At 62.0% G+C, this 20,475-nt stretch carries 16 protein-coding genes; 12 read left to right on the top strand and 4 right to left on the bottom strand.

Features of this window, described 5'->3' with window-relative positions; all coding sequences use genetic code 11:
• Nucleotides 1-9 precede the first annotated feature (9 nt).
• From AC1RWL_RS09490 to AC1RWL_RS09450, 9 genes are all read left to right on the top strand, one after another.
• A complete protein-coding gene (locus AC1RWL_RS09490; RefSeq protein WP_493094418.1) occupies nucleotides 10-1,581 on the top strand; it encodes an ABC transporter ATP-binding protein in 1,572 nt (523 codons plus the stop codon).
• 5 nt (nucleotides 1,582-1,586) lie between these two features.
• Nucleotides 1,587-2,675 carry an ABC transporter permease gene (locus AC1RWL_RS09485; RefSeq protein WP_493094417.1) on the top strand — a complete coding sequence of 363 codons (1,089 nt, stop codon included), beginning with the start codon at nucleotides 1,587-1,589 and terminating at the stop codon, nucleotides 2,673-2,675.
• A 1-nt stretch (nucleotide 2,676) separates the two neighbouring features.
• Complete coding sequence (locus AC1RWL_RS09480; RefSeq protein ID WP_493094416.1) at nucleotides 2,677-3,597, top strand: ABC transporter permease; 921 nt, start codon at nucleotides 2,677-2,679, stop codon at nucleotides 3,595-3,597.
• Nucleotides 3,598-3,635: 38 nt separating this feature from the next.
• Nucleotides 3,636-4,562, top strand: coding sequence for an NAD-dependent epimerase/dehydratase family protein (locus AC1RWL_RS09475; RefSeq protein ID WP_493094415.1), 927 nt, complete (start codon nucleotides 3,636-3,638; stop codon nucleotides 4,560-4,562).
• Nucleotides 4,563-4,655: 93 nt separating this feature from the next.
• A complete protein-coding gene (locus tag AC1RWL_RS09470) occupies nucleotides 4,656-5,696 on the top strand; it encodes a nucleoside hydrolase (RefSeq protein ID WP_493094414.1) in 1,041 nt (346 codons plus the stop codon).
• A gap of 171 nt (nucleotides 5,697-5,867) precedes the next feature.
• A complete protein-coding gene (locus tag AC1RWL_RS09465; RefSeq protein ID WP_493094413.1) occupies nucleotides 5,868-7,157 on the top strand; it encodes a styrene monooxygenase/indole monooxygenase family protein in 1,290 nt (429 codons plus the stop codon).
• Nucleotides 7,158-7,339: 182 nt separating this feature from the next.
• Nucleotides 7,340-8,230 (top strand): ribokinase, encoded by an 891-nt coding sequence (locus tag AC1RWL_RS09460; RefSeq protein WP_493094412.1) that lies wholly within the window; start codon nucleotides 7,340-7,342, stop codon nucleotides 8,228-8,230.
• Between the two features lie 210 nt (nucleotides 8,231-8,440).
• Nucleotides 8,441-10,852 carry a molybdopterin-containing oxidoreductase family protein gene (locus AC1RWL_RS09455; protein WP_493094411.1) on the top strand — a complete coding sequence of 804 codons (2,412 nt, stop codon included), beginning with the start codon at nucleotides 8,441-8,443 and terminating at the stop codon, nucleotides 10,850-10,852.
• Nucleotides 10,852-12,501, top strand: coding sequence for an MOSC domain-containing protein (locus tag AC1RWL_RS09450; protein ID WP_493094410.1), 1,650 nt, complete (start codon nucleotides 10,852-10,854; stop codon nucleotides 12,499-12,501). The genes AC1RWL_RS09455 and AC1RWL_RS09450 overlap by 1 nt, the downstream gene beginning before the upstream one ends.
• A 430-nt stretch (nucleotides 12,502-12,931) precedes the next feature.
• Here AC1RWL_RS09450 and AC1RWL_RS09445 read toward each other — a convergent pair whose 3' ends face one another.
• The 4 genes from AC1RWL_RS09445 to AC1RWL_RS09430 all read right to left on the bottom strand — a co-directional run bounded on the left by AC1RWL_RS09445 (nucleotide 12,932) and on the right by AC1RWL_RS09430 (nucleotide 16,651).
• Nucleotides 12,932-13,291 (bottom strand): nuclear transport factor 2 family protein, encoded by a 360-nt coding sequence (locus AC1RWL_RS09445; protein ID WP_493094409.1) that lies wholly within the window; start codon nucleotides 13,289-13,291, stop codon nucleotides 12,932-12,934.
• An 85-nt stretch (nucleotides 13,292-13,376) separates the two neighbouring features.
• Nucleotides 13,377-13,850 carry a carboxymuconolactone decarboxylase family protein gene (locus tag AC1RWL_RS09440; protein WP_493094408.1) on the bottom strand — a complete coding sequence of 158 codons (474 nt, stop codon included), beginning with the start codon at nucleotides 13,848-13,850 and terminating at the stop codon, nucleotides 13,377-13,379.
• 133 nt (nucleotides 13,851-13,983) lie between these two features.
• A complete protein-coding gene (locus AC1RWL_RS09435) occupies nucleotides 13,984-15,543 on the bottom strand; it encodes an alpha/beta fold hydrolase (protein ID WP_493094407.1) in 1,560 nt (519 codons plus the stop codon).
• 151 nt (nucleotides 15,544-15,694) lie between these two features.
• Nucleotides 15,695-16,651 (bottom strand): GlxA family transcriptional regulator, encoded by a 957-nt coding sequence (locus tag AC1RWL_RS09430; RefSeq protein ID WP_493094406.1) that lies wholly within the window; start codon nucleotides 16,649-16,651, stop codon nucleotides 15,695-15,697.
• Nucleotides 16,652-16,774: 123 nt separating this feature from the next.
• On the opposite strand from AC1RWL_RS09430, the gene AC1RWL_RS09425 reads away from it, so the two are divergent.
• The 3 genes from AC1RWL_RS09425 to AC1RWL_RS09415 all read left to right on the top strand — a co-directional run bounded on the left by AC1RWL_RS09425 (nucleotide 16,775) and on the right by AC1RWL_RS09415 (nucleotide 20,470).
• Nucleotides 16,775-17,584 carry an SDR family NAD(P)-dependent oxidoreductase gene (locus tag AC1RWL_RS09425; protein WP_493094405.1) on the top strand — a complete coding sequence of 270 codons (810 nt, stop codon included), beginning with the start codon at nucleotides 16,775-16,777 and terminating at the stop codon, nucleotides 17,582-17,584.
• An 87-nt stretch (nucleotides 17,585-17,671) separates the two neighbouring features.
• Complete coding sequence (fabF, locus tag AC1RWL_RS09420; RefSeq protein WP_493094404.1) at nucleotides 17,672-18,940, top strand: beta-ketoacyl-ACP synthase II; 1,269 nt, start codon at nucleotides 17,672-17,674, stop codon at nucleotides 18,938-18,940.
• Between the two features lie 336 nt (nucleotides 18,941-19,276).
• Nucleotides 19,277-20,470 (top strand): TCR/Tet family MFS transporter, encoded by a 1,194-nt coding sequence (locus AC1RWL_RS09415; RefSeq protein WP_493094403.1) that lies wholly within the window; start codon nucleotides 19,277-19,279, stop codon nucleotides 20,468-20,470.
• Nucleotides 20,471-20,475: the final 5 nt, after the last annotated feature.

Raw genomic sequence — 20,475 nt, 5'->3', positions numbered from 1 at the left:
AGAAGCAGCATGGCCGATACGCAAAGCGACATCGTTGTCATCGACAATATTTCCAAGTCCTTCGGAAAGTTGGTCGCCATAGAAAACGCGTCCATGACGATACGCAAAGGCGAAATCCACGCACTTGTGGGTGAGAACGGCGCCGGCAAGTCGACGCTGATGAATATTCTCTACGGGATTCACGCCAGAGATGGCGGCGATGTCCTTCTCCGCGGTCAGGAGGTGCGTTTCAGCGGTCCGGCTGACGCCATCCGTGCGGGTGTTGGGATGGTCCACCAGCACTTCAAGCTCTCGCCCTCCTTCACCGTTGCCGAGAACATCGTCCTCGGTTCTGAACCGATGAAGGGACTGGGCCAAGTGGATTTTGCCCGCGCCGAGGCCGAGACACGCGAACTGAGCAGGCGCTTCGATCTCGAGCTTGACCCGAAGGCCATCGTCGGGAAGCTTCCTGTCGGTCTCCGCCAGCGCGTCGAAATCCTGAAGGCACTCTATCGCAGCGCTGAAGTCCTGATCCTCGACGAGCCGACCGCGGTGTTGACGCCGAACGAGACGCGCGAGCTTTTCAATACCATGCGCTCGCTGGCTGCCAGCGGCTGCTCGATTATCTTTATCAGCCATAAGTTGCGCGAGGTCCTGGCGGTTTCCGACCGGATTTCCGTCATGCGGCGAGGCCGCATCATGCGGACTTTCGACAACCAGAACGTCACGGCGCAGGACATTGCGAACGAAATGGTCGGACGATCGGTTCTGCTTCGTGTCGACAAGTCGGCACCGCGGGACGTCGGTCAGCCGATCCTCGAGGTGCGCAATCTGATCGCCTATGGCGATCGCGGGGAAAAGGCGGTCGATGACCTCTCGCTCAAGGTACGCGCCGGTGAAATTGTCGGTATCGCTGGTGTCCAGGGCAACGGTCAGGACGAGTTGGTCGAGTGTATCGCGGGCCTTCGCACACCGCCGTCGGGGGTGATTGAAATCGGCTCGGTTGCCGCTTCTGCAAATCCGTGCACCGCGCGCGATGCGAAGCTCGCCTATGTCCCTGCGGACCGGGGTGGACTCGGGTTGTCGCTCCAAAGCCCGCTTTGGGAGAATTTGATGGTCGGCCATCTGGACGAGGTTTCGAGCGGACCTTTTCTGTTGGCACGCCGTGCGCAGGAACGTGCCGACAAGCTGATACAGGCCTATGACGTTCGCGGCGGAGGCATGTTTGCGTCAGCCGGTTCGCTGTCCGGAGGCAATCAGCAGAAGATCCAGATTGCCCGCGAGCTGAGCCGCGATGCCACGCTGATTGTCGTCGAGCAACCCTCGCAAGGCGTCGATATCGGTGCGATTGAATCGATACACAAAGTTCTGGTGGCGATGCGAAACGCCGGAAAGGCCGTTCTCGTCGTCTCGGCAGACCTCGATGAGGTCATGGCGCTCTCCGACAGGATCATCGTCATGTATCGGGGGAAGGCTGTCGCCGACCTCGCGACCACGGAAACCAGCTACGAGGAGATCGGCCGATTTATGGGTGGTCTCCATGAGGACGCGCATCCCAGTCCAGCCGAGCAGACATCTGCAGCGCCAGCAACCGAGGGATAAGCGACATGGAAAACCTGAAGACCTTGATCAAACAGTCGATGTCCGCCTTGGTCGCCCCGGCCTTTGCCATCGTCACCGCCGTCATCGTCGGTGCTGTCCTTATCGCGCTGCTCGGGCGCAATCCGCTGGAGGTCTATCAGACGCTTCTTGCGGGCGGTTTGTCCGGGTGGCCCAATCTGTCGGTCACCCTGCAGATGATGACACCGCTTCTCTTTACGGGACTGGCCGTTGCGATCGCTTTTAGGGCAGGGCTTTGGAACATCGGGGCGGAAGGGCAGATGTTGATCGGCGCGCTGTTTGCCGGCGTTGCGGGATACCAATTCACCGGTCTGCCGATGATTGTGCACCTCCCGTTGTGCATCTTACTCGGCTTCCTTGGTGGCATGCTTTGGGCCTTGATACCCGCACTTTTGAGGGTATATCTCAGCGTCAACGAGCTGGTCGTCTGCCTCATGCTCAATCCTATCGCGCTGCTCCTGACGGGATACGTCTCCACGAGAGCCTTGAAGGCGCCGGGGCCGACGAACAAGCTGCCGGATATCGCCGAGACAGCCTATCTGCCGTCGTTTTCGATCTATTCGCAGCTCAATGCCGGCATCATCCTGGGGATCTTCGTCTGTATCGTCTTCGCGATCTTCAACGCGACGACGGTGCGCGGTTTCGTCTGGAAGCTGATTGGTCTCAATCCGCGCTTTGCGCACTATGGCGGGATCGATGTGAAAGCCAACGCCCTCTGGGTCATGATGGTAAGCGGCGGCGTGGCGGGCCTGGCCGGCGTCGAGCAGGTGCTTGGTCAGTACCACGCCTTTTACGACAACTTCTCACCGGGATTTGGGTTCGATGGCATCGCGGTCGCAATGCTTGCCAGCTCCAATCCCCTCGGCGTGATCCTCGCTTCCTTTCTTTTCGGAACGCTGACTGGCGGAAGCGCCGTGTTGCAGATGACGACCGGCCTCAGCAAATATTTCGTGCAGGTTCTCCAGTTCATCGTGGTCCTCGTTCTTGCAGCCCAGTTCACCTGGCGCCGCAAGCCTGGCCTCCGCAAGAAGGCCGCGCCTGCCACCGATCAGAAACCCGCTATCCAGGAGCATTGATATGATCGAAGAACTTGTCTTTTCATCTCTGCGCATATCGGCGCCGCTGGTTCTGGCGGCCCTTGGCGGGCTGTTGACCTACCAGGCGGGTATCCTGAACATTGCACTGGACGGTTTCATGATCGTTGCGGCTTTCGCCGCCGTGGCGTTCGCTTATGCGACGGGAAGCCTGACGGTGGGTATCTTTGCAGCAATTATATGTTCCATGCTGTTGGCCGCTCTCCTGGTGGTCTTCAACCTCAGATTCAGGGCGCATATCTTCATTGCGGGTATTGCTGTCACCTTCATTGCCTATGGCCTGACCGCGTTGCTGCTGGAAGGTATCTTCGGGCAGGATGGAATGTTCACGTCCAACGCGATCCCCGTCTTCCCGACCATTGATATCCCCCTTGTAAAAGATATTCCCTTCATCGGTGCGGCGATCAGCGGTCATACGCTGCTCGTATATGTCGCCTATATCGCGATCCCGATCGTCTTTTGGGTTCTGTACAAAACGCAGTGGGGATTGCGGGTCCGCGTCGTCGGCGAGGCTGAGGCTGCTGCCGCCGCGGCGGGCATCAGGGTCGATCGCATCAAGATCCAGACGATGCTGGCATCGGGCTTCTTCTGCGGACTGGCGGGCGCCTACCTGTCGCTCGGCTATGTCTCGCTGTTCGCAAAGCAGATGACAAACGACCGTGGGCTCATTGCGATCGCCGCTATCATCTTTGCCAAGGGGAACCCCTACGCGACCGCACTTCTGGCGTTGCTCTTCGGTGCTGCCTCGGCCCTTTCGATCCGGCTTCCTCAGATCACGGGCATCGCGCCGCAACTCTTGCAGTTGATCCCTTATGTGGTCACCGTTCTTGCCTTGGTCATAGTGGGTATCCGCAGCCTTCGTAGGCGAAACCGGCACGGAAGCTGGAACTTTGACGTCGTATGACCCTGGGGTCATTCAACCACCCAGAGGGAGGAATCTGAATGCGTGAATCCGTACTCGTGACAGGCGCCAATGGCTTGATCGGCTATGAAATCGTCGAGCGCTTGGTGCGTGAAGGTCGCCAGGTCGTCGCGGTGGACAGGACGGTCTCCGACGTCAAGGCGTTGACCGAAACCGCTTTCGCGCTCGATATCGGTGATACCCACAAACTGCACGAGCTTGCGGCGCGCTTCGCGATCGATGCCATCGTTCACTGCGGTGGCGTCTCCGGGCCGATGCTCGGCCGCGACAATCCGGCCGCACTGTTCGATATCAATGTTGGCGGCACGATCGATGTAGCGGAAGTCGCCCGCCTACGAACATTGCTTGGCCACCCCTGCCGCCTGCTGTTCTGCTCGTCCCTGACGGTCTACGGCAACCAGCCGGAAGACAACATTACGGAAAGCCATCCGCTTCTGACGCGGCAGTGCTACGCCTCCAGCAAGGTTGCAGGGGAGGCGATCGTTCTTTCCTACGCCGAGGAGCACAATGTCGATGCGATCGTGCTTCGGATTGCAGGCGTCTACGGCCCGCGGCGCAGGACAAGCTGCGTGCTGCGCTTGATGGTGACGAACGCGCTGCAAGGCCTCCCGACCCACCTGCCTTACGGAGATGGTTTCCCACGGCAATGGGTCCACGTGGGCGATATCGTCAGCGGCATGCTTCTCGCCCTTGACGTCCAATCACCGTCAACGCGCGTGTTCAATCTCAGCGCCGGCGAAAACCCGACGATCGACGAGGCCGCTTCGATTATCCGCGAAGCCATTCCCTCGGCGGATATCAAGCTCGATCCGGGCGCCGACCCCGAGGACATAACACTCGGGCGCCTCAGCATCGACGCGGCACGACGGGAGCTTGGCTACGTGCCCGCCGTGCCGCTCAAGGACGGGATTCATCGTCTCATCCATTCGATCAAGAACGATATGTGAAGAAAAACCCAACTGGTCGGTTCTTCGGGCTTGGTGCTGCGCTGACGCGCGAGCTTTCGCCTGTTGCGTGGAGCGGATTCATCAATCCGGCCGATGGCGGGCACGCCGTTTGAACCAACCATTCCACAACCGCGACAAAGCAAGATGGAGAATTTCATGGAAAAGATCATACTGGATTGCGATCCCGGGCACGACGATGCCATCGCGATCCTGCTGGCGGCGGCCAATCCCGCCATCCACCTGCTCGGCATCACCACGGTGTCGGGCAACCACAATGTCGACAACACCACGCGCAACGCGCTGTCCACCTGCACCGCCTATGGCATCAGGGTGCCGGTGGCCAAGGGCTCGCCCCAGCCGATGATCGCCGAACAGGTTCTGGCCATCGAGATTCATGGCGAAACCGGTCTCGACGGCCCGGAACTGCCGCCCGCATCGTTCGATCTCGACAAGCGGCACGCCATCGATTTCATCATCGACACCGTGATGGAGCACGAACCAAAGACGGTTACGCTCGTGCCGGTCGGTCCCTGGACGAACATCGGGCTCGCCATCCGCAAGGAGCCACGTATCATTGAGCGCGTGAAGCGGGTCATCGGGATGGGTGGCGCCTATACACGCGGCAACATCACGCCCACGGCAGAATTCAACATCTATGCGGACGCCGAGGCCGCCGATGTCGTGTTCCGCGCCAACTGGGAGGTCACGATGGTCGGACTCGACCTCACGCAGACCCAGGCATTGGCCACGCCCGATCTCCAGGACAGGGTGCGTGCTATCGGCGGACCGATCAGCAAGTTCATCCTCGACATCTGGGAATTCATCGCGACGACGCATGGGGGTCTGCTGCAGATCGCCTATCCCGCCATTCATGACGCGGTCTGCGTGGCCGCCTTGATCGACCCCGCCGTTCTCACCACCGAAAAGGCCGATATCCGTGTTGAAACTGCCGGTCGTTGGACCAAGGGCATGACCGTCTGCAACTTCGAAAAAATGGGCGGCATGCACCATTTCGGCGGTACAGCGGTCGAGCAGACCGACTATCGCCACAACGTGGCGATGACGCTCGATCATGCGAAATTCTGCGACATGATTGTCGATTCTATCGAGCGGCTGACGAAGGCGAAGGCATAGCAATCCCGCAATTGCAGGTTTGCCCGACCTTGTCGCGGCGGGCGGGCAAACCTCTTCTCAGGTGCAGAGCTGGGTCCGGTGGAGGAAAACAGGCTTGAGCCGATTGTTCATACGTATCGAGGCGTCCAAACTGCCATGAGCCGGAACGGCTCGTAAAAAGGGAACATACGGATGAGAAAGATCGCTATCATCGGCTCCGGCCAGGCCGGTTGCATTCTTGCCTATTCACTCGTGAAACAGGGCTATGACGTGACGCTGTACTCCGACAAGACGCCGGACCAGTGGCTGAACCATTGTGCTCCGACCGGCACGGCATGCCTTTACGCCGAGGTGATTGATATCGAGCGCGAACTCGGTATGGATTTCTGGTCCCACGATATGTTCCCCGCGGAAGGCGTCTTGCTTGAAAGCGCACGGTTCGCCAGCGATCCGGATGCCACGGTCATGAAGGGCCGCATCGAATACGGCCGGAGTGGCGGCGCGATTGATCAACGGTTGCGCATACACCGTTGGCTGGAGGATCTGGAATCCATCGGCGGCAAACTTGTCATCGAGAGTGTCACGCCCGAGCGTGTCGATAAAATCGCGACTGAAAACGACCTGACGATCCTGGCCGCCGGCAAGGCCGATCTCGGACGGCTTATTCCCCGCGACCCGCATCGCAGCTTCTATGATCGGCCGCAGCGCAATCTCGCTATGACGATTGTCCGCAGCAAGTCTGGCAAGCACGTTCGGGACTGGTTTTCCCACCGAACGCCGTACAACTCGACGAAGTTCGACTTCTTTGCCGATTCCGGCGAGTACTTTTGGGTGCCCTATAATCACAAAACCGCAGGCGCGACCTACGGGATTCTCTTCGAGGCACGCGAGGGGAGTGGCCTCGACAGGTTCAAGGACTGCAAGTCCGGCGTGGAGGTCACCGAACATGCGCGAAACATCATTCGCGAGTTCGCGCCTTGGGAACATCACATGGCCGACGACATGGAATATGTCGAGGAAGACCCCTATGGCTGGCTGGTCGGGCGCTTTGCCCCCATGGTGCGCAAGGCTTTCGGACGTCTTCCGTCCGGCGGGCTGATCATGCCGGTCGGCGATACCGCCATCACCTTCGACCCGATCTGCGGCCAGGGCGGTAATTTCGCCAGCCGCAGCGCCAAATTTCTCTCGCAGGAGATAGTGCGTCACGGCGAAGCAGCCTTCGATGAAATCTGGATGACCGAGGTCAATTACGGCATGTGGGAGAAGTACGGCCGCGGTGGCTGCGACCTGACCCGCATTTTCCTTGAGCCTGCCTCGCCCGCCACTCAGATCGTGCTGGACACCGCAAGGGCCGACGAACGGGCCGCAGACGCCTATTACTATGGTTTCCCGCATCCCGAGAGCATTGTTCCCGCGCTGACAGATATCAATGTCGCGAAGGCGTTTGCCGCGCGCTATGACATTACGCAGTCGGGGCCGTGATCGTAAGGACCTGATATGGTTTTGCAATTCGACATCGCCGTCCGGGCGTACCCTTTGCCTTTCAGCGCCACGGGCACGCTCTTGCGAAAAGCGGTCACCGACTATCAGCGGAAGCCCGTTGCCATGAAAGGGGCTGGCCTTTTCCTTTCACGCGACGTCGCATACCGGAATTGGGAGTTTCTATGATTGTGGTTTTGGGTTCCATCAACATCGATATCCGCTTCGAGGTCGAAAGATTGCCACTGGCCGGCGAGACCGTCCATGCGATCAACCGGCGCTATTTTGCCGGCGGCAAGGGTGCCAATCAGGCGCTGGCCGCACGACGAGCCGGTGCTGATGTTGCGATCGTCGGGGCTTCAGGAAACGATCAATATGCCGAAAGAGCGCTTTCCGAATTGATCGAGGCAGGCGTTGTTATTTCCGATGTGGCGACTGTGCAGGAGGAAACCGGCTCCGCCAACATCTACGTCGACAACCGAGGCGAAAACGTCATCGTGGTGAGCAGCGGCGCCAATGGTCTTGTCGATGTCGAGATGGCCGTGAAAGCCGTCTCTCAGGCGAAAGGTGGCTTTCTCGTCTTGCAGCAAGAGATCCCGACCGAAACCACGAAAGCCGCACTCGAGCTGGCGTGCGAGGCAGGTGTTAGGACAATTCTGAATGTCTCGCCTTTTGGGGAAAATTCGCCAGCTTTGGCGGAACTGGCGGATATCGTCATAGCCAACGAGCGCGAGTGGGCGCAACTGAGTGGCGAGGGCGACATGGCTGAATCGATGCAGGAGAGAAGTCGCCGATATCGGCAGACCATGGTGGTGACGAGAGGCCCGCTCGGCGTATGTGTGGCGTCGCCCGAGGAATACTTTGAAATTGAAGCACCCATCATCGAGCCCATCGACACTGTTGGTGCTGGCGATACGTTCTGCGGCTTTCTCGCGGCCGCGATGGATGCCGGTTCTTCGCTTCGAGAGTGCGCCAAGACTGCAGTCGTGGCAGCCAGCCTTGCATGCTTGACCCCGGGAGCTCAGCCCTCGATCCCGACGCGAGATCAAACCATGCTTGCTTTGAACAATGCCTGACGGCCAGTTCAATATTGACTGAAGACCGTTGCCGGCGCCGCCGCGCGCAACGGGGAAGGGGCTTCTCAAGACGCCCGCCAATCATGAATTGACGCTTCGTAGCGTAACGCTGCCGCTCGTGCGTCAGAGCCGCGACATTGATGCCATGAGAGCCGAGCAGGAGGCCTATGCATCAGATGCGGGCAGACCAGGTGAAGGATGGAGGTAGGAATGGCAACGCAACGCGTTCCGGGGTTTTGCGCCCTTTGTAAATCCCGGTGCGGCTCGATCATGGTCACGCGTGATGGAAAGTTCGTTGCCCAGGAGGCCAATCCCGAACATCCGACCGGCAAGTCTCTTTGCGTCAAGGGCAAGGCAGCACCGGAGATGGTCTATAATGACGATCGGCTGCTCTATCCGGTGATGCGTACCAACCCGAAAGGGAGCGCTGATCCAGGCTGGACGCGTATCCCTTGGGACGAGGCGCTCGATCGCATCGGCAACGAACTCGCGCGCATTCGCGACAATTACGGGCCGGAGGCGGTGGCTATCGGCCTCGCCACGCCAAGCGGCACCGCGATCTCCGACGACATCCGCTGGATCGAGCGTTTCGCCAACGTCTTCGGTACGCCCAATTCGGCAAATGGCACCGAACTATGCAATTGGCACAAGGATCAAGCCCACGCCTATACCTTTGGCAGGGGCATGTCGGCCCCGGATTTTGTCAACACCAACTGCGTGCTCCTCTGGGGCCACAATCCGAGCGCGACCTGGCTCGATCATGCCACCGCAACGGCGGCCGCGAAGGCACGCGGTGCGAAATTGATCGTGATCGATCCGCGACGTGTCGGCTTCGCGTCGAGAGCCGACCAGTGGATACGCGTGCGGCCGGGATCGGACGGCGCGCTCGCACTGGGCCTTGCGCGCTCGATGATCCGCCACGGGTGGTTCGACGAGGAGTTCATTCGCGACTGGTCGAACGGTCCGCTTCTGGTGCGTCAGGACACCGAGCGTTTTCTGCGGGTCAGGGAAGTCAAGTCCCAGGTAAGTGCCGGCCCCGACGACCTCCTGGCAGTCGCGTCGGGTTCGCGCGACCTGATCGCTTATTCTACGAAGACAAAAGCGTACGCAGGGACCGACCTCACGCCTGATCTCTGGGGGGACATGGAGATCGAACTCGCCAACGGCAACCATGTTCGATGCCGCTCGGCCTTCTCTCTCTATGCGCAGCTATGCGACGAATACACACCTGAGGTCATTGAGGAAATCTGTTGGATCCCGGCAGAGCAGATCGATGCGACTGCCAAGCTCATCGGGACCTCCGGTCCTGTCTGTTACTACGGCTGGACCGGGATCGGTCAGCACAGCAATGCGACGCAGACCGATCGCGCGGTCGCGCTGCTTATGGCGTTGACGGGAAGCTTCGATGTTCCAGGCGGGAACGTTGTTTATGCCAAGCCGCCCGCATTCTCTGTCGAACGGCCGGATCTTTTGTCGCTCGCGCAGCAGGCCAAATGCGTCAGCCTGAAGCAATCGAAACTCGGCCTCGCAAAAAACAACTGGATCGGGTCGCACTCGATGTACGACGCGATCCTGAAGGGCGATCCTTACAAGATACGCGCGCTCATGGGATTTGGCCGAAACTTCCTGGTCAATCACCCAAACGTTCAGCGAGGCGCCGAGGCGCTCAAAGAACTCGAATTCCACGTTCAGATCGACGTGACCATGTCGCCGACCGCCTCATATGCCGATATCGTTCTGCCGATCTGCACACCGTGGGAGCGCGATGCTCTGCGCGTCGGCTTCGAGGGCAGCGACAAGTCCGAACGTCTGGTCCAGTTCCGGCAAGCCGTCATCGCGCCGCTCGGCGAGAGCCGTACCGACGCCTTCGTCGTGTTCGAGATCGCCAAGCGCCTCAGCCTTGGACACCTATTCTGGGACGGGGACGTTACCGCCGGCCTAGAATACATCCTCAAGCCACTCGGGCTGACGCTGGATGATCTGCGTAAGGAACCCAACGGCATCAGTATCGCCGATGAGACAAGGTTTAAACGCTACCTGACCGACGGGATGAAAACGGCAACAGGCAAGGTGGAAATCTACTCGGAGGTTTTTGCCAATGAGGGCCATGATCCTCTGCCGCGTTTTGTCGAACAGTACCTCCCGTTGATGGAGCAACATGGCGGCCGATACCCCCTGATCCTCATATCAACGAAGGTCGTAGAGTACCGGCACAGCCAGGACCGCCATATTGCCTCTCTGCGCAAACGCCAGCCGGACCCGGCGGTGACGGTCCATCCGGATGCGGCGAAAGAGCGCTCGCTCAAGGAAAACGATTGGGTAGAGATCATCACCCCGCACGGTCGGGCTCGCTTTCGACTGAAGTTCGATGCCGCAATCCATCCGCGCGTCGTGTCTGCTCAATATGGCTGGTGGCAGGGCAACAAGGCGCTCGGCCTGAGTGGTTTCGATCCCTTTTCGACCAGCGGTCCCAATTTCAACCGCCTGGTGTCCGACGACAGGCTCGATCCGATAAGCGGCGGAGCACCGCTGCGGTCGTATATTTGCGAAATCAGGGAAGCACCCGATCACTCGGAGCAATCGCAGGTCCGCGCGCGTGAAACGGTCGCGAAGGCACAGTGATGAGCGAGAATACGAGCAGCCCAACAGACCAGCAGCAGCCCGGAAGGGCGGTGCTGAACCGCTTATGGTGTCTGGATGAAGCCGGAACGACCGTCACAACAAAGTGTGATGGTGACACTTCGGCGCTCGCAGCAGCAGCCCAGCATCCCGATCGCGTGCTCTTCCACTATCCGGAAGATCACTATACTTTCTGGAAGACCGAGTTTCCGGATTCCGGTCACCTTTTCGAGCCAAGTGCATTTACTGAAAGCCTGTCAGGCATCGGACTGAACGAGGCTGACGTCTGCATCGGAGATAAGCTCCGTCTCGGCTCGGCGCTACTGCAGGTCAGCGAACCTTTCGAACCCGGCTATGCCCTCAATGCCAGATTGGGATTTCCCTCGATTGCGCGCAAAGCATACGAGGCCAAGCGCACGGGCTGGCATTACCGCGTTCTCGAGCATGGTCATTTCAAAGTCGGCGACGAATTCAAGATCGTTGAACGCCCGCATCCGGAGTGGCCGATCGACCGCCTGCTGCACTTCCTTTACGTGGAGACCGCCAATCGGCGAGTGCTGGAGGAATTGCCGAAGATCGAGGTGCTGGGAAGCGCAACGCGTGCACTCCTCCAGGGTCGTTTCAACGATCTCAAGCCTGAGTTCGACCAGCTCGATGCATTGCCGGAAAGCCGGAGGATCGCCCCGGACGCGCCACCGTCGATTGACCAATCGGGCGACGAAGCGTGGATGCCTGTCCTTGTGAGAGGGATTATGATCGAGTCGCCATCGGTTCGGTCTTTCTATCTCGTTTCGGCAACGGGCGCGCGGTTGCCGAGGTCGAAACCTGGCGCACATCTCAAGGTCAAGCTTCCGAACGGCCTCACCAAGCATTATTCCTTGTGCAACAACTCGCCGGGCGACGAATACCATATTGCCGTGGGACTGAACCCGAATGGCGCTGGCGGCTCAGTCTATCTGCACGAGCAGGTAAAGGTTGGAGATATTCTCCATATCGCCGGACCGTTCAACACCTTCCCTGTCGATCAGAAGGCTGAGCATCATGTCATGATCGCAGGCGGCATCGGAATTACCCCCTTTCTTTCGATGATCGAGCACTTCGAAAAGTCCTCGGCCAGCTACGAACTGCACTTCTGCACCCGCAGCGCCAAGGATACCCCGTTTCATAAGCGATTGTCCCGCCTGCCGGCCAATAAGGTCGCCTTCCATCACAGCGGTGGCGATCCGAAGAACCGCATAAACCTTGACGCTGTCTTGTCGCGCCTCGATCCCGATGCTCACGTCTATTGCTGTGGGTCTGTTGGTCTGATGCGCTCGGTCGAAGCCGCCACGAGTGGCTTCGATCGCAAGCAGGTGCACTTCGAATCCTTCGCCCCAGCGGCGACAGGGCAGACCGCATTCGAGGTCAAGATCGAGTCGACAGGGCGGCACTTTCCCATCGGCCCTGATCAGACGATCCTCCAGGTTCTCCGCGAAAACGGCGTCAATGTTGATTCGCAGTGTGAGACCGGTTCATGTGGCACCTGCATCGTCCAATATTCGCAAGGTGACGTGCTGCATAAGGATTTTGTCCTCAGTCCGGAAGAGCGAACGACCTGCCTGACCGTTTGTGTGTCGCGTGCGACATCGGATATTCTGACGTTGACGCTGTAGGATTTCCCCACAGAAACTTGCGTCTTCAACGCCACCCGTTTGCCATGGAACGCTTGGGTCGCAGAGCCAACTGCGCGTGGCCAAGCTCGTGCTCGAAGATCAGAAGGCTGTCCTGCCAATGACCGAGCTCTGAGCGGTCTTCAACGTAATCAGGCCATAGCTCGCGATCACGGAACGCGTTGCGCCTCGTACCTGGAGATAGAATACATCTGCGGTTGCTATAAACTCACATAAGCTGAATTATGGAACTCGCTTGGCTTGCTAGGGTAACGACGGCGCCCTCATCGGTCGGATCGGCGTGACCTATCTTCTCAATAACGACGGTTGACCCTATAGCAAGGGCAGAACGATCAATGCCGGCTTTCTATAAGTTCTGGCGTCAGATGCTGGGCGCGCGTCTCTGCAGCCGCGCGCCATCCCTCCCCAATGCCTATTCATCCCAAGCCTGCACGACCGTCTGGCGGGCTATGCGGCCGTTGGAGAGGTCGAGGATGGCGGCGCAGAAGACGTGGGTGCCGTCCGGATAGGCGCAGGCCTGGGTGAAGGCGAGGTGGTCGCCTTGGGCGATGGTGGCATCGACCTTATGGGTCATTGCGCGGCTGCAGATGTCGTCCCAGAAGGTGGCGATGGCCTGCCTGCCGCGAATCTCGCGTGGCTTGCTCGGCGGGTTGTTCCTGTCGATGACGCACACGACCGCGTCGTCCGCATAGAAGCTCGCCAGCATCTTGCCGTCGCGTCCTTCGATGGCCTTCTTGATCGCCGCGCCATCCACGGCCTTGGTCTGAAGCATGTCTTCCTCCTATGTCCGCCTGTCGCGGCGTGATCGGGGTTGAGGCCCCTGCCCGGTTGCCGCCGGGCGGGAAGCATGGCTGCTGCTAGTTCTTCGCCATCGCGGCAGCGCGGGCGAGCATTTCATCCGTCTCCTTTCGGAACGTCGCCTCGTCGACCTGCATGCCGTTCAGCACCGTCGACCAGTGCCGCACGATCGAGGCCATCGCCACGGCCTCGCGGATTTCCTCGTCCGTCGCGCCGTTGAGCTTGGCCGCCGCCGTGTGGAAATAGATGCAGTAGTGGCAGGGGATTTGCGACGACACGGCGAGCCCGAGCAGTTCCTTCGTCTTGCCGTCCAGCTTCGTTTCGGGATTGAGCTGCAGCGATTTGAACTCGGCCCAGGCGCCGGCGATGCCGACCTCCGGGAACGCCTTGAACATGGTGGGAACTTGGCCGAGCGCCGCCTCGATATCCTTGTAGGTGGCGGCCGAGCCGTCGTCGGCGTGCAGCGGCATGGTAAGCGCGAGGCCTGCCGTCAGCGTGGCGGCAAAGATCAAGCCTGTCCTGATGGGGCTCATTGTCCTGTCTCCTTGCACATCTCCCGCCGGCGACCATCGTCGAAGGGAATGCATGCCGCCACACTAGGACCCTGCCGCCCGCCCCGCTTCGCCCGAAAGCGCCATGGCGCGCATAGCTCTGCCGGGCCAGCGGTCAGTGCCCCGCCTGGCCGACGGAAAACGCTGCCGCGGCGGTGCGCGACGGCAGGTCGAGCTTGGCGAGGATGTTGGCGACGTGGCGCTTCACCGTATGTTCGCTGAGCGCGAGGCTTGCGGCGATCGCGGGGTTGCGCATGCCATCGGCCACGAGGGCGAGGATTTCCCGTTCGCGCAGGGTCAGCACGTCGAGCGATGGTTGGGCGCGGGTCCTCGCCGCTGCGGGTTCCAGATGCTGCTCTGCCACCACCAGCACGATCGCCAGCGGCTGGCCGTGGCCTTCGACCTCTATCGCGTCGCGCGCGGCAAAATGCAGGCCCGAGCCGGTGCTGAGTTCGGCCGCAAGGGACGAAGCGGCGATTTCCCCGGGCCTGGCCGATTGCGCGACGCGTTCGGCGACCTGCACCGCAAACCCGGTCATCGTCTCGCCGCCAGTTTCGATCTCACCGACATGCACGCCCTGCGCCAGCGGAAGCCGCAGCGCCTCGCCGGCTTGTCTCAGCACGAGCGCCGTGCGGACGGCGCGGGCAGGCCCATCGAAACGCGCGACGAGCCGGTCGCCTTCCCAGCGGATATCGCGCGCGTAGAGCCGCTCGGCGGCGGCGAAGGCCGCGGCCCGGAAATCTTCGGATCGCTTCAACCAGGCCTGGTCGCCAAGACGGGAGGCAAGCCGTTCCGCGCCGTCGATGCGCGCCACCAGAAGGGCGGCCAGCACGCGGTCGACCTCCCGCACCGGCCGTGTCCCGGTCAGGAACTCCTCGATCTCGTCCGCGATGCGGTCAATATCGCCGAGCCAGATCGGATGGTCGCCGCCGGGCAACTCGACCAGCCTGGCGCCGGCGATCTTCTGCTTGAGATAGTGGCTGGCCTTCGGGCTGACATGGGGATCGTCGGTGCGATGTATGAGCAGGGTCGGAACGCGCAAAGCCGAAAGCACGCCGCGCACGTCGATCGCGGCATTCATGCGTGCCAGCGCCATGGCCGCGCCGGGGCTTGCCGACAGGCGCTCGAAGCGGGCCCACCATGGGGCGAAACGCGCGTCCTTCGTCAGTCTCGGCGCGAAGCTCTCCAGCGTTGCGCCGCTTCCCCAGCGTGCGTCCACCGTCTCCAGGAAGCGTTCGAGCGCCTTCCTGTCCATCACCCCGCTATGGAAATGCGCGTAGCCGCCGTAGAGCACAAGGGCGCGCGTGCGCTCCGGATAGGTGGCTGCGAAGAGCATCGCCATCGGCGCACCCTCGCAGACGCCCAGGATTGCAGCACGGCCGCTGCCGGAGGCGTCCATGACGGCGCGTATGTCATCCATGCGGGTCGTGAGATCGGGCAGCGCCGAGGCATCGACCCGATCGGAGAGGCCGGTGCCGCGCTTGTCGAACGGGATAACGCGCGAAAAGGCCGAGAGCCGCGCAAGCAGGTGGCTGTAGCCGGGGTCTTCCCACTGCAAATCGAGATTGGAGATGAAACCGGGCGCGAAGACGAGATCCATCGCGCCCTGGCCGACCACCTGATAGGCGATATGCAGGCCGCCGCTTCTGGCGTATCGCGTTTCGACGGGCTTCACGAATTTTCTCCGTGCGGATGTATGTATATTAGCAGACTATTGAGAAACCTTGTTGCATATTTTGTGGGGCGCCTGGGCTGTTACGGCCGATCTCGTCGAGCGGCGTTCGGCCACGCACCGGCAGATGCGCTGATCGAGAGAGCGAGCTGCGCTAGCCTGTTATATCCTCCGCCATCGCGCCGCGGGCGTTGCGGCGGATCGCCTGGGGTGGCTGGCCGAAGGTGCGCACGAAGGCGCGGCGCATTCGCTCGCGGTCGGCAAAGCCGGTCTCGGCGGCGACCACGTCGACCGGATGCCGGCTCTGCGCCATCATCATGCGCGCCGCCTCCAGCCGCAGGTTCTCGACCGCCTTGGCCGGGGTCTGCCCCGTCTCCGCCCGGAAGGCGCGGCTGAACTGGCGCGGGCTCAGATGGGCCACCTCGGCAAGCTCCTCCACGCTCAGCGCGGAGCGCAGGTTGCTTCGTGCATAGGTCAGCGCGGTCTGAATGCGATCCGATTTCGGGGTCAGCGCGAGCAGTTCGGAATGCTGCGACTGGCCGCCGCCGCGGCGATGGTAGAGCACGAGGCGCTGGGCCACCGACTGCGCCAGATCCGCGCCAAAATCCTTTTCGATCATGCCCAGCGCCATGTCGATGCCTGCGCTCATCCCCGCCGAGGTCCAGATCGAGCCGTCGATGATGAAGATCCGGTCCTCCTCGACGCGGATGCGGGGATAGGCCGCCTGCAACTTGCGGGCGGCCAGCCAATGGGTCGTCGCGCGCCGGCCGTCGAGCAGGCCCGCTTCGGCGAGCACGAAGGCGCCGACGCAGATCGCCGCGACGCGGCGCGTCGTATGGAACGCCTCCCGTGCAAAGGCGACGAGGGCCGGCGGCGTGGGTTGAAGAGCGACACCCGTACCGAAGATCAGCGTGTCGTGCCCGGGAGCGCCGATCGGTTTCGTATCGATGGTGTTGCCCAGCGAGGTGGCGAGCGGGCCGCCCTCTGTGGACAGGAAATCGATCGAATAGAGGGTTTCGCCGGCCGTGAGATTGGCGAATTCGAACGCCGAGGCCGCCGCGAGGCTCATCATCTGGAAGTCGGGCGACAATACGAAACCGATCCGCAACACGGGTCTGTCCTCTTCATGGGCTATGTCCTTAATAGTGGGATATATGACATTTGAGACAAAGGAAAGGCGGCCTACTCTCCTCCCATGCCCTGGAACTGGTCCAGGCCTTCAAGGAGATCCAACATGTCGAATGCACATAAGGGTACGGCGCTCGTGACGGGCGCTTCGTCGGGGATCGGCGCCATCTATGCCGACCGGCTGGCCAGGCAGGGTTACGACCTGATCGTGGTGGCGCGCAGCGCCGACAAGCTGAGGAGCCTCGCCGCCGTGATCAGCGATGCCACCGGCCGATCGGTCGAAATTGTGCAGGCGGACCTAGGCCGCGGCGACGACCTGCGGCGCGTGGAACAGGTGCTCCGCACCGACCAGAGCATCACGATGCTGGTCAACAACGCCGGCGTCGGCGCCGCCGCGCCGCTGCTCGACGGCGATGTGGACGCCATGCAGGCCATGATCGACCTCAACGTAACCGCGCTGACGCGGCTGACCTATGCTGCGGCACCTGCCTTCGTGGCACGCGGTAGCGGCACGATCATCAATATCGCGTCCATCGTGGCGATCGCGCCCGAACTGCTGAACGGCGTCTATGGCGGCAGCAAGGCTTTCGTCCTCGCCTTCTCCCAATCCCTCCACCACGAACTCGCCGACAAGGGCGTGCGCATCCAGGCGGTGCTGCCGGGTGCTACGGCGACCGATTTCTGGGCGGTCGCGGGCGTACCCATCGAGCATCTGCCGGGCGAAATCGTCATGCCGGCCACGGCCATGGTCGACGCCGCCCTCGCCGGCTTCGTCGCCGGGGAACTGGTGACCATTCCCGCCTTGCCTGACGCCGCCGACTGGGAGCGTTTCGAGGCCGCACGCGTGGCGCTCAAGCCCAATCTGTCGCATTCGAGCCCTGCCCCGCGCTACGCCGCCCAACCGGCGATCGCCTGAATTCTCAAGCAAGAGATCTGAAATGCGTAACGACAGTAAAGGCGAACCAGCGCACATCCAGCGCCTGTCGCACAGTCAGGAGCAGCAATGCGTCGCATCGTGATAACGGGAATGGGCGCGCTCAGCCCTTTGGCGGCAGGGGTCGAGGCGACATGGTCGCGACTTCTTGCCGGGCAATCGGGGGTTCGGCGTCTTCCCGAAGACATCGTCGCCGATCTCGGCTGCAAGATCGGCGGAACGGTGCCCTCGCTGGCGGACGATGCTGCGGCCGGCTTCGACCCCGATCGAACCGTGCCGGCAAAGGATCAGCGCAAGATGGACCGCTTTATCCTCTTCGCCCTGGCGGCGGCGGCCGAGGCGCTGGAACAGGCGGGCTGGAAGCCGGTTACACCGGGCGAACAGCAACGCACGGCCACGGTGATCGCTACCGGCGTCGGCGGTTTCCCGGCGATTTCGGAAGCGGTGCGCACGGCCGACCAGCGCGGCGTGCGGCGGCTGTCGCCCTTCACCATCCCCTCGTTCCTGGCAAACCTTGCCGCCGGACAGGTCTCGATCCGCCACGGGTTCAAAGGGCCGATCGGCACGCCGGTGACGGCATGCGCCGCCGGCGTCCAGGCGATCGGCGACGCCGCGCGTCTCATCCGGGCGGACGAGGCCGACATCGCGATCTGCGGCGGGACGGAAGCCTGCATCAACGCCGTCAGCCTGGGCGGTTTTGCGGCGGCGCGGTCCGTCTCCACGGGTTTCAACGAGACGCCGCAGCGCGCCTCGCGGCCCTTCGATGCCGATCGCGATGGCTTCGTCATGGGCGAAGGCGCCGGCATCCTCGTGATCGAGGCGCTGGACCATGCCCTGGCGCGCGGGGCAAAACCGATCGCGGAGCTCGTCGGCTATGGCACTACGGCCGACGCCCACCACATCACCTCCGGCCCGGAGGACGGATCAGGAGCGCGGCGTGCCATGGAACTCGCCATCGCGCAGGCGGGCATCGCGCCGCGGGACATCGGCCACCTCAATGCCCATGCCACCTCGACGCCCGTGGGCGACAGGGGAGAAATCGAGGCCATCAAGGCGGTGTTCGGGCGCGACGGCCGGATCGCCGTGAGCGCGACAAAATCCGCAACCGGGCACCTGCTCGGTGCGGCGGGCGGCCTGGAAGCCATCTTCACCCTGCTTGCGCTCCGTGACCAGATCGCACCGCCGAGCCTGAACCTCGAAACGCCCGACCCTGCCGCCGATGGCATCGACTTCGTCACCGGTCGGGCACGGGCGATGGCGTTCGACCATGCCATTTCCAACGGTTTTGGTTTTGGCGGCGTGAACGCCAGCGTCCTGTTCCGCCGATGGGTGGAGTGAGCGACACGAGATAGCGCGGCCGGCCCATGAACGGGCCGGCCTCGGCAGAGGCGACACCGGGTCGTATTGTTCATAAAAAAGGGACTTGCCGCGCAACGCCGTCAGGCGTAAATGGCGATTGTCGCGAAAAGCGGCTGCTTCCCTTGATCCGCCTCCGTGGCGGAGTAAACAGGTGGACGAATTGTCGTCCAGGCGGCCAAGCACACGCCCTCCATGCATTTTTGCGCATGGTTCGGCCAGCGTTCCCAAGAAACCCATCGCCTGAGGTCCCTCAGGCCCAATCGCAAGCCATCTGCGCCTCGCGGCGTCGTGCGCTTGCGTCGACCGGAACCCGCTATGAACAAATCCCTCATCGTCATCTTCACCGCCATTGTCCTCGATGCCGTCGGCATCGGCCTCATCTTTCCCATTCTCCCCTCGCTGCTGCAGGAGGTGACGCATGCCGACAACGTGGCGCCCACCATCGGCATCATGACGGCGCTCTATGCGATCATGCAGTTCATCTTCGCACCGGTGCTCGGCTCGCTGAGCGACCGGCTCGGCCGGCGCCCGGTCCTGCTGATCTCGCTTGCCGGCGCGGCCATCAACTACCTGTTCCTCGCTTTCGCCCCCAGCCTCTGGATGCTGCTGCTCGGCCGCGCCATTGCCGGCCTGACGAGCGCCAATATCTCGGTGGCGACCGCCTACATCACCGACATTTCCCCCGAGGACAAACGCGCGCGCCGCTTCGGCCTCTTCAACGCGATGTTCGGCATGGGCTTCATCATCGGCCCCGTGCTTGGCGGCGCGCTGGGTGATTACTGGCTGCGGCTGCCGTTCGTGGTCGCGGCCGTGCTGAACGGCTGCAATCTCCTGCTGGCGTTCTTCGCGCTACCGGAGTCGCGCATCCCGACCCGCGAGAAGATCGACCTCGCGGCGCTCAACCCGCTCCGACCGCTGCGCTGGGTCTTCTCGATGAAGCGCCTGCTGCCGATCGTCGTCATCTTTTTCGTCTTCAGCGCCACCGGCGAGGTCTACGGCACCTGCTGGGCGCTCTGGGGCAGCGACACCTTCCACTGGAACGGATTGTGGATCGGCCTTTCGCTCGGCACCTTCGGCGTCTGCCAAACGCTGGCCCAGGCCTTCCTTCCCGGCCCTGCCGTCAAACGTCTCGGCGAACGCGCCACCATCCTGACGGGCGTTGCCGGCGCCTGCGTGGCGCTCATCGTCATGGCCTTCGCCACCGAAGGCTGGATGATCTTCGCGATCATGCCGGTATTCGCGCTTGGCGGTATCGGCGTGCCGGCGCTGCAATCTCTCGCGACCCGCCAGGTGGACGAGAGCCAGCAGGGCCAGTTCCAGGGCGTGCTGGCGTCGGCCGTAAGCCTCGCCTCGATCGTCACCCCGCTGGGGTTTTCGAGCTTCTATTTCGTCGTCAGGGAGCAATGGCCAGGCGCGATCTGGCTGTCGGTCGTCGTCGTTTACGCGATCAGCGTGCCCCTCGTGCTCGGCTTGCGCTTCAAGAGACCCGTGGCGGCTCCGGCACTTTAGAAAAG

This window comes from Shinella sp. GW821-FHT10F02, assembly GCF_058809275.1.
Note: the sequence above shows the minus strand (reverse complement) of the source record. Positions and strands in the feature narration are given on the sequence as shown.